The 1,570-nt window shown below is 61.7% G+C and carries 1 pseudogene; it reads right to left on the reverse strand.

Annotated features, from left to right (window positions below):
* Positions 1–1,449: pseudogene (locus MJ785_RS12760) on the reverse strand (hypothetical protein); the annotation flags it as partial.
* Between the last annotated feature and the right edge of the window lie 121 nt (positions 1,450–1,570).

Genomic DNA, 1,570 nt, shown 5'->3' on the forward strand with positions numbered 1-1,570 from the left:
AAAACATATCCAATGCAAGGTGGCGGTGTGCGGGCCGGTCAGCCCACCGCCGAGCCGGAACAGATCGACGAGCAGATCAATGATTTCGAAAGTGGATGGTGGATTCTGTACTGTGATCCGGGACGATTCGTCCCGCATGCCCGCCAGGAGCCGGCCCTCGCACAGAGCGCCCACCGCGTCGCGTGCTTCCCTGGCCGCTGTACGCTGCCGCGCAGCAAGCTGCCGCGCAAACTCCCCCTGCCGATCGCGAACCACCCCGCGAAGGCGTCCGAGCTCCTCCCCGGGTGCATTGGCATAGCTCGGGTCAGCCTCTTCCATCGCATCACGCACGGCGCCGAGGAGTAGATTCATGGTGTCCGAACTTTCATCGGCGATCGCCGTGAAAGCCTTGTCGACCACCCTGAGGACGGGGTTCGATATCGTCCGACCAATCTGGTCCGGACGGCGTCGGGGCTCGAATTTGGACCGATCGAATTTTTCGGTGGGGGCTAGCCTGACCTGACTGGCATAACGCAGCGCCAGTACATCGCGTTCGCGTAGCCAGGCCAGATCGCGGATCACATCGACAAGAACGTTGACGATCGCTGTTTCGGTGGCCGCGGTGTTCAGGAGTCGGACTCCCCAGCCGCATACCTCGATAAGGTGTTTTCGTACAGGCCCACGATCAGCCGATCCGAACTGAGGCTCTGGAGGTGCCAAGGCTGGCAGCGGCGGGGCCTCGACCTCGGCCTTGGGGCTCACCGAAAATTCCAGGGTCGGTTCGACGTCGCAGGGCGGCGGGGTGGGCGGTGGCGCCGGGATGGGGTTTCCATCACCTTTGTCAAGAAATTGACGCAGTCTGCCGTTGCGGATCAGCCTGCCGCACGATCCGAAAGAATCGTGCGGATCAAAAGAAGATCCACTTATCGCCTTGTTGAACGCGTGGCGGTCCAGCCGGCGAGTGGCTGCCACAAGAAGATCAGCGGCATCGAGATACTCCGGCTTCGGCGGCTGTTTCCGCGCGCCCAGGATAGCCAGGTCACCGCCTGTGCCACCTTCCCAGGTGAAATCCTGAGTCGCGAATATCACTCTCGGTGCCGTAGCGGCCGGTATACCGCCCTTCTGCGAGGTCGAAAAAGAAAAATATTCGAGGATCTTACCGCACCAGTCGTTGTCCAAAACTCCCAGCACATGTCCCAGCAGCTCGACCGCCATTACCGGCCCGACGTCCGGCACAAGCAGGTGATACCCGTATGGATCATTTCCAGCATTTTCCAGTAGATCGACGATAATCCGCGACAGGATGCCGTCGAATTCTTTATCGCCAGCCGCTGGAGCCGTGTGGGGGAATTCTGACGGCATTGGCACGGAGACACCGCGGTCGTCCGCGTGCCAATGCGGGTCTGGCTCGCGGTTCGGGTCGAAAAGCGTGTCCACAGCCCAACGCCAGTCGGCGAGTGCCAAGGCCACGCCAGCCGTGAGCTCCGCCGGTGAACCTATCAGAAGGAAGCTGGCGGTACCCTCCCGCCCCACGCTGCTCTTGGCAGTACGGTAACAGAGAATAGCCCGCCGCGCAGCGTTCGGATCCAGC

Source organism: Protofrankia sp. CiT1, assembly GCF_917627335.1.
In the GTDB taxonomy this organism is placed as follows: Bacteria; Actinomycetota; Actinomycetes; order Frankiales; family Frankiaceae; genus Protofrankia.